The sequence below is a fragment of the Candidatus Pelagibacter sp. genome, from assembly GCF_052049935.1.
Taxonomy (GTDB): Bacteria; Pseudomonadota; Alphaproteobacteria; order Pelagibacterales; family Pelagibacteraceae; genus Pelagibacter.
The window spans coordinates 214859-223602 of sequence record NZ_JBNGZA010000001.1; the positions used below are offsets into that span (position 1 = coordinate 214859).

Annotated in this window: 9 protein-coding genes and 1 tRNA gene; 5 read left to right on the forward strand and 5 right to left on the reverse strand. The window is 28.2% G+C overall.

The features are described 5' to 3' along the window. Positions 1-15 precede the first annotated feature (15 nt). The 3 genes from ACTT90_RS01030 to ACTT90_RS01040 are packed head-to-tail and all read left to right on the forward strand — an operon-like array spanning position 16 to position 2463. Positions 16-951, forward strand: a complete 936-nt coding sequence (locus tag ACTT90_RS01030; protein WP_014953628.1) for an L-threonylcarbamoyladenylate synthase — start codon at positions 16-18, stop codon at positions 949-951. Further along, positions 948-1685, forward strand: a complete 738-nt coding sequence (locus ACTT90_RS01035) for an ABC transporter ATP-binding protein (RefSeq protein ID WP_440937041.1) — start codon at positions 948-950, stop codon at positions 1683-1685. The genes ACTT90_RS01030 and ACTT90_RS01035 overlap by 4 nt, the downstream gene beginning before the upstream one ends. Beyond that, a complete protein-coding gene (locus ACTT90_RS01040; RefSeq protein WP_440937042.1) occupies positions 1672-2463 on the forward strand; it encodes an ABC transporter permease in 792 nt (263 codons plus the stop codon). Before ACTT90_RS01035 ends, ACTT90_RS01040 begins: the two co-directional genes overlap by 14 nt. Positions 2464-2466: 3 nt before the next feature. Here ACTT90_RS01040 and ACTT90_RS01045 read toward each other — a convergent pair. Continuing rightward, a tRNA-Arg gene (locus tag ACTT90_RS01045) sits at positions 2467-2543 on the reverse strand. Positions 2544-2563: 20 nt separating this feature from the next. On the opposite strand from ACTT90_RS01045, the gene ACTT90_RS01050 reads away from it, so the two are divergent. Together ACTT90_RS01050 and rpoH are read left to right on the forward strand one after the other, a co-directional pair. After that, a complete protein-coding gene (locus tag ACTT90_RS01050; RefSeq protein WP_440937043.1) occupies positions 2564-3544 on the forward strand; it encodes an RluA family pseudouridine synthase in 981 nt (326 codons plus the stop codon). Between the two features lie 53 nt (positions 3545-3597). Next, the gene (gene rpoH / locus ACTT90_RS01055; protein ID WP_041487671.1) at positions 3598-4479 is read left to right on the forward strand and encodes an RNA polymerase sigma factor RpoH; all 882 of its coding nucleotides are present in this window, start codon (positions 3598-3600) and stop codon (positions 4477-4479) included. Here rpoH and ACTT90_RS01060 read toward each other — a convergent pair. The 4 genes from ACTT90_RS01060 to folP form a co-directional block, all read right to left on the reverse strand. Then, positions 4476-5768 (reverse strand): adenylosuccinate synthase, encoded by a 1293-nt coding sequence (locus tag ACTT90_RS01060; protein WP_014953633.1) that lies wholly within the window; start codon positions 5766-5768, stop codon positions 4476-4478. The two genes, rpoH and ACTT90_RS01060, sit on opposite strands and share 4 nt — an antisense overlap. Before the next feature lies 1 nt (position 5769). After that, positions 5770-6576: a bifunctional hydroxymethylpyrimidine kinase/phosphomethylpyrimidine kinase gene (gene thiD / locus ACTT90_RS01065; RefSeq protein WP_014953634.1), complete on the reverse strand. Its 807-nt coding sequence runs from the start codon at positions 6574-6576 to the stop codon at positions 5770-5772. 2 nt (positions 6577-6578) lie between these two features. Beyond that, the gene (gene glmM, locus ACTT90_RS01070) at positions 6579-7910 is read right to left on the reverse strand and encodes a phosphoglucosamine mutase (protein WP_014953635.1); all 1332 of its coding nucleotides are present in this window, start codon (positions 7908-7910) and stop codon (positions 6579-6581) included. Further along, on the reverse strand, positions 7910-8744 hold an 835-nt coding region (gene folP / locus ACTT90_RS01075; protein ID WP_440937044.1), incomplete at its 5' end, for a dihydropteroate synthase. The genes folP and glmM, both read right to left, overlap by 1 nt.

Sequence of the window (8744 nt, forward strand, 5' to 3'; positions counted from 1 at the left end):
AATCACTGATATTACATGAAAAGAAACTATTCAAATATTAAAAAAGCAAAATATTATTTAGATAATAATGAATGTGTAGCAATTCCTACAGAAACTGTTTATGGACTTGCAGGAAATGCTTACTCTTCAAATGCTGTCAAAAAAATTTTTAAACTTAAAAAAAGACCTTCTTTTAACCCTTTGATTGTGCACTACTCAAAAGTCAGAGATTTACAAAAAGATTGTGAAATTAATCAATATTTTATTAAACTTTATAAAAAATTTTGTCCTGGCCCATTAACATTTGTTTTAAAACTTAAAAAAAATTCTCAAATATCAAAATATGTTACAAATAAGAAAAAAACATTAGCCGTTAGATTTCCAAAACATTCTATAACAAGATTACTTTTAAAAAACTTAAATTACCCATTAGCTGCTCCTAGTGCAAACTTATCTACAAAAGTCAGTGCTGTAGAGCCAAAACATATAAATGAAGATTTTGGAAATAAAATTAAATTTATTTTAAAAGGAAAGAAGTCAAAAATAGGAATTGAATCAACTATAATTGACTTAACAAATAAACCGAAAATTTTAAGACTGGGTGGATTAGAAATAGAAAAAATTGAAAAAGAAATCAAAACTAAACTTCATTTTAAATTAAACCCAAAAAAAATATCAGCACCAGGACAACTAAAATTACATTACTCTCCTGGTTTACCAATCAAATTAAATGTAAAAAATGCTAATGATAATGTTGCACATATACTTATAAATAAGAGGAAAAATGATAAAAAAAATTTTTTTTACTTGAGTAAAAAATCTGACTTAAAAGAAGCTGCAAAAAATTTATATAGTACGTTAAGAAAAATAAAGAAAGATGGTTATAAAAGAATTGCAGTTGAAAAAATTCCTAAAATTGGTTTAGGACTGTCAATAAATGATAGACTTAATAGAGCAGCTAAATTTAAATGAAAAATTCAATAGAAGTTATAAACTTATCAAAAAACTATAAATCCAAAAAAGCAGTAAACAATATAAGCTTTAAAATAAACGAAAATGAAATTATTGGACTGCTAGGTCCAAATGGTTGTGGCAAAACCACAACTATAGGAATGATACTTGGTTTATTAAAACCTACAAATGGTAAAGTTTTGATCAATGGATCTAACCTAGAAACAAACAAAATCCCAATTTTAAAAAAATTAAATTTTATATCTCCATATATAGAATTACCAAAAAAACTCAAAGTTAAGCAAAATTTAATTGTTTATGGAAAATTATATAACGTCAAAAATTTAGATGATAGAATAAATTATCTTTCAAAAAAACTTCGTTTAGAAAATTTACTTGATAAGATTACTGGAGAATTATCATCAGGACAAAAAAATAGAGTAAGTTTAGCAAAAGCTTTAATTAACGATCCAAGTGTTCTTTTGTTAGATGAACCAACTGCTTCATTAGATCCTGAGACAGGTGATTTCATAAGAACTTTTCTTGAAAATTATAAAAAAGAAAAAAAAATTTCAGTACTATTAGCTTCTCATAATATGGATGAAGTTAAAAGATTATGTAATTCTGTGTTGATGATGAAAGATGGAAACATAGTTGACAAAGGAACTCCAGATGAACTGATTGAAAAACATGGAAGAAAAAATTTAGAGGAAGTATTTTTAAAAATAGCGAGGTATGAAAATGAATATAACTAGAATTTATGGTCTTTTTTTACGTCACTTTTATTTAATTACTAGATCTTTCCCAAGAGTTCTGGATTTAATTTATTGGCCATCAATTCAAATAACATTATGGGGTTTTATTTCAAATTTTTTTGCTGATCATAGTAATTATTATAATGGAGCTGTTGGCGTAATACTTTCGTGTGCTGTACTTTATGACTTTCTTTTTAGAACAAGCATTGGTTTTAATATGTTATTTTTAGAAGAAATATGGAGTAGAAATTTCACTAATCTTTTCATAGCACCCATGAAGATTAGTGAAATTATAATCTCTTTAGTTATCACGGCTTTGATAAGAGCATTGATAGGTTTAATACCTGCAATACTACTAACTTCTCCATTATTTGGGATTTCATTATTAAACTTAGGTATACCTTTGGCTTTTCTTTTTTTAAGTCTATATATTTTTGGAATTACTTTAGGATTATTAGTTTCAGCAGGATTACTTAGATTTGGACCATCTTTTGAAAACATTGCATGGTCAACAATGTTTTTATTAGCCCCATTTGGATGTATTTACTATCCAGTTGAAACTTTACCAGATTTTTTTCAAACGATCGCTTACTGTCTGCCATTAGTTTATATTTTTGAAGAAACTAGAAATATATTGGTTAGTGGGTTTGTTGATTATTCAAATATTATTAATGCACTTTATTTGAATGGGTTATATCTTTTTATTGCGATAGCAATATTTTATTATTCATTTAATATAGCTAGAGTTAAAGGAACTTTAATAAATATGGGTGAATAAATGTGGCGCGCCTGCTAGGAGTCGAACCCAGAACCTCCAGAGCCGAAATCTGGCGCTCTATCCAGTTGAGCTACAAGCGCATATTAAATTAATACACTAAATGAATGATAAAATAAAATATATTGTAGAGAGTAAGGAAGAAAATCAAAGGATTGATATATTTTTAAATAAAAAAAATACAGAACTAAGTAGAACAAGAATAAAGAACCTCATTCTTAATGGAAATGTAAAATATAATGGTGATATTCTAACTGATCCTTCAAAAAAAATTAATGCTGAGGATAATATACTTATTACAATACCTGAGCCAAAAAAATTATCATTAAAACCATACAAATTTAAGTTAGATATAATTTTTGAAGATGAAGATCTAATTATAATAAATAAACCAGCTGGTATAGCTATGCACCCAGCACCTGGTAATTATGATAATACTATTGTCAATGCTTTAATTAGTTATGATAAAAATTCATTATCAACAATTGGAGATGAGTTAAGACCAGGCATAGTTCATCGTATAGACAAAGATACTTCAGGTTTAATTGTTGTTGCAAAAAATAACAAAACACACGAAAATTTATCAAGTCAATTTAATGAACATACAATAACAAGAGTTTATCAACTCCTCATTTGGGGAAAAATTAGACCATCTAAAGGTAAAATAGAAACTTACATCACAAGAAGTTCAAAAAATAGACAAATGATGGAAGCTTCTTTAACAAAAGGAAAACGGGCAATAACAAATTATCAAACTTTAGAAGTTTTTGAAAATGACAATACTCCAACTTTAAGTTTAATTGAATGTAAATTAGAAACAGGACGTACTCATCAAATAAGGGTACATATGAATTATTTGGGAAATAGTATTTTAGGAGACACAAAATATAAAAAAAAATATAAAAAAATAAAAAACATAAACGAACAACTAAATAAATTAATTACAGGACTTAATCGTCAATTTCTTCACGCGAAGACCCTAGGATTTATTCATCCTAAGAATGGTAAAGAATTGATATTTTCATCAGTTTTGCCACCAGAACTTGAAATAATTTTAAAAACACTAAGAAATACTGAAAAATAAGTTATTGAAATATTTAGATTATTTATTAAGTAATTCTCACAATGAGTTTTGCTATGAATAGTAACTTGCCAATATTAAGTAATGAAGGTGGTTTATCAGCTTACTTGGAGCAAATTAAAAAGTTTCCAATGTTAGATGCTGAGGAAGAGTACATGCTTGCAAAAAATTGGAAAACTACTGGAAATATTAAATCAGCGGAAAAACTTGTAACAAGCCATCTTAGATTAGTTGCTAAAATTGCAATGGGTTATAAAGGGTATGGTCTTCCAATAAATGAAATGATTTCCGAAGGTAATGTAGGCTTAATGCAAGCAGTGAAAAAATTTGAACCTGAGAAAGGTTTTAGATTGGCAACATACGCAATGTGGTGGATTAAAGCTTCAATACAAGAATATATTTTAAGATCATGGAGTTTAGTTAAAATTGGCACAACAACAGCACAAAAAAAATTATTTTTTAATTTGAAAAAACTTAAAAATCAAATTGCTCCTGATGCTGAAGGTGACTTAAGAAATGAGCACGTAACAGAAATTGCTAATAAATTAGATGTGAGTAAAGATGAAGTTGTTTCTATGAACAGAAGACTTTCTGGAAAAGAATTTTCATTAAATGCTCAAGTTGGTGAGGACGGTGATGAATGGCAAGATTGGTTAGTAGATAAAGAATTAGACCACGATCTAAAATTTGCTCATCAAGAAGAAATGGAACAAAGAAGAGATTTGCTCAAAGATTCAATTAAAGTTCTTAACGATAGGGAAAGAGAAATACTTTATTCTAGAAGATTGAATGATGATCCAGAGACCCTAGAAGATTTGAGTAAAAAGTACAGCATAAGTAGAGAAAGAGTCAGGCAAATTGAAAATAAGGCATTTGAAAAACTCCAGAAACAAATGTTGCTTTTAGCTAAATCAAAAAATTTACTTCCTGCTAACTAAATTTCAAAAGGATTTTCTACTAAAATAGTATCTTTTCTTTCAGGGCTTGTTGAAATACTAGAAATTTTAGCTTCAATAAATTTTTCAATTGCTTTGATATAAATTTTTGCATTCTCAGGTAATTTGTCAAATTCTTCTATTCCATTAGTTGAAGATTTCCATCCTTTGAAAATTTTATAAATAGGTTTTATTTTTATTTGATCTTCAACAGCTGCTGGTAAATAATCTATTTTTTTTCCATCCAAATCGTACTGAACACACATTTTAATTTCATCTAATTCGTCAAGTACATCTAATTTTGTCAAAGCTATACCATCAATACCAGAAATTTTTATAGTTTGTCTCACTAGAACTCCATCAAACCAACCACATCTTCTCTTTCTGCTTGTGACTGTTCCAAATTCTTTTCCTCTGTTTCCAAGCAACTCTCCAATGTCATCTTGAAGTTCGGTTGGAAAAGGCCCTTCACCTACCCTTGTAGTATAAGCTTTTGTAATTCCCAAAACATAATTAATGGAATTTGGTCCACATCCTGTTCCAGTTGCAGCACTTGCCGCTACTGTATTGGAAGAAGTTACAAATGGATATGTACCATGATCAACATCTAACAAAATGCCTTGAGCACCTTCAAATAATATCTTTTTCTTTTGTTTTTTAAATTCATCAATCTTCAACCAAACAGGTTGAGAATATTTTAAAATTTGTGGAGCAATTTCTAATAAATCTTTTTTTAATTTTTCCTTTTCGAACAATTTCCTGCCTAAACCTTTTCTGATTGCATTATGATGGATTAAAACCGCTTCTAATCTTTGATCTAAATTTTTTTCAGATCTTAGATCCATTACACGAATTGATCTTCTACCAACTTTATCTTCATAAGCTGGGCCAATTCCTCTTCTCGTTGTTCCTATTTTTGATTTTCCAGCAGCATCTTCTCTGATTTCATCCATTTCTCTATGAAATGGTAAAATTAAATTCGCTGATTCTGAGATAATAAAATTTTCTATATCAACATTTACGCCTTTAGATTTTATTTCCTCAATTTCATCTAATAATGCCCATGGATCAACAACAACTCCATTTCCAATTATTGAAATTTTATTTTTTCTAACAATACCAGAGGGTAAAAGTCTTAATTTATAAGTTATCCCATCAATAACCAAAGTATGACCTGCATTATGACCACCTTGAAATCTAATTACTACATCTGCTTGTTCAGATAACCAGTCTACAATTTTTCCCTTACCTTCATCACCCCATTGAGAGCCTACTACTGCAATATTTTTCATATTAGAGATTTCTCACTAAGATTGAATTGAGATGATTAATTGGACCATGGCCTTTACCTAATTTAGGGTTACTTTTGATAGCAGAATTAACATACTTAATAGCTAACTCACAAGATTTCTTTATACTTTTTCCACATGAGTAAAAAGTAGTAATAGCGCTAGATAATGTACAACCTGTTCCATGAGTGTTTTTAGTTATAAATTTTTTGCTCTCAAATATTTTAAAATCCTTTTTACTTAAAAAAATATCAAATAATTTTTTTTTATTCAAATGTCCTCCTTTAATCAGAACATTTTTTGCGCCTAAAACTATTAATTTATTTGCTGCAAGTATCATGTCTTCAACTGTATTAATCTTCATCTCAGTCAATACTTCTGCTTCTGGAATATTTGGAGTAATTAAATCTACTTTTTTAATTAATTCTTTTTTTAAAATTTTAATTGCTTTTTCATCAATTAGCCTAGCTCCACCTTTTGCGATCATTACAGGATCTAGAATTATTTTTTTAACTTTAATTTTTTCTAAAGCTTTTAAAACTTTCTTAATGACTTCTGTAGAATGAAGCATGCCAATTTTAATTGCATCAGGTTTTATATCTTCTGATGTAAAAACTATCTGCTCATAAATTTTTTTTGGATCTATAGATACTACAGATTTTACTCCTGTTGTATTTTGAACAGTAACTGCAGTTATTGCGGTCATTCCATATGAACCCAAACTTGTAACTGTTTTTAAATCAGCTTGAATTCCTGCGCCTCCCGAAGAGTCGGATCCAGCTATAATTAATATTGTCGATTTAGGTATCATTACTATTTAATTTCTTTTTTAACTATATGGATACATTTTTTGACAAGATTAATATTTTCAGACTCAGCCATTATTCTAATTTTCGCTTCCGTTCCTGATTTTCGAATTAAAACTCTTCCTTTTCCCTTAATCATTTTTTTTGCTAGTTTTATTGCTTTAAGTAAAGATGGTGATTTTAAAATTTTTTCATCTTTGTAACTAACATTTTCTAATACTTGTGGAGTTTTTTTAAAAACATTGAAAAATTTACTAGCTTTTATCCCTTTTCTAATAGCAAATAAAGACTCTAAGGCAACAAGTAATCCATCTCCTGTAGTCGCAAATTTTCCTAAAATTATATGACCAGACTGTTCCCCACCTAGATTATAATTTTTTTTTTGCATTAACTCTTTAACATATCTGTCTCCTACATCCGATCTAGAGAATTTTATATTTTTTGATTTAAAAAACTTCTCTAATCCATAATTTGACATCAACGTACCAATGACACCACCTTTGAGAATTTTCTTTTTCTTCCATCTTTGTGATAAAGCTGCAATTATTTGATCTCCATCGATAATTTTACCTTTTTCATCACACATGATAACTCTATCTGCGTCCCCATCTAAAGAAATTCCAATATCAGCATTATTTTTTTTTACTGCTGTTTGTATTTTCTTAGGAAAAGTTGAGCCACATTTTTCATTTATGTTTAAGCCGCTTGGATTATTTCCTATAATTATTACTTCAGCTCCTAAAGATTTAATTAATTTTGGAGCCGCTTTGTAGCCTGCACCATTTGCACAATCTATAACAATTCTCATGTTTTGCAGATTAAATTTTTTTGGAAAATTTTTTTTTAAAATATTAATATAAGTATCTGTTCCAGTTTCTAATCTTTTTACTCTTCCAAGCAAACCAGGTTTGGAAAGTAATAATTCGGTTTTACGGTCAATCAGTTTCTCAATTTTTTTTTCAATTCTATCTGACAGTTTTAATCCATCTGGACCAAATAATTTTAAACCATTATCATAATATGGATTATGTGATGCAGTAATCATTATACCCATATTAGCTTTCATAATTTTTGTTAACATGGCTAGACCGTTTGTTGGCAATGGACCTAAAGTGTATACATGCATACCTGCTGATGCTAAGCCTGATACTAAGGCTGGTTCCAAGCTATATCCAGATAATCTAGTATCTTTAGCTATTATTGCTGTTTGTTTTTTTTTCTTTAAATTAGTGAAATATCTCCCAGCAGCTAAACCAAATTTAAAAAACATTTCACCATTAATCTTACTTTGATTAACTTCGCCTCTAATTCCATCAGTACCAAAATATTTTTTTTTCATTAATTATCTAAAAGTTTATTAAAAACTTTAATACTTTGTTTAACTTCATTTACATCATGAACTCTTAATACTTGGACTCCCTTCATGATCGCAAATAAACTAGCACCAATAGTTCCTCCTATTCTTTCTTTGCTATCATTATTTTCTGAAATATCCTTAATAAATCTCTTTCTAGAGATACCTAGTAATATAGGAAAACCTAATGAATGAAAAATACTTATATTCCTTAATATGGACAAATTATGTTTCAAATTTTTTCCAAAACCAATACCAGGATCTAAAATAATATTATTATGACTTATGCCTATTTTTCTGAAGAATTTTATTTTAGTTTCAAAGTAATCAAAAATATCTAAAAGAACATTTTTATATTTTGGATTTTTCTGCATAGTTTGTGGATTGCCTTGGGAATGTTGTAAAACAAAAGGTGTTTTATATTTTTTTAATATTTGAATAGAATTTTTATCAAATTCTAAACCTGATACGTCGTTAATCAAATTAATTTTATTCTTAATACCTTTTTCCATTATACTTGATTTTCTTGTATCTAATGAGGTATTAAATTTTTTTAATTTATTTAAAACTTTAGAAATTCTTTTCCATTCTTCTTCAACACTAATTGCTGATGAGCCCGGTCTTGTTGACTCACCACCAATATCAATAATATCTGCTCCAGACTTATTGAGGTTTAGGGCTTGCTTGTATGCTAACTGTAAATTATTAAATTTTCCTCCATCTGAGAAACTATCTGGAGTAAGATTCAAAACTCCCATAATATTTGTTTTATTAAATCTTAAGTAAGAAAAATTATTTTTTTTTTTTTTAATATTTAAT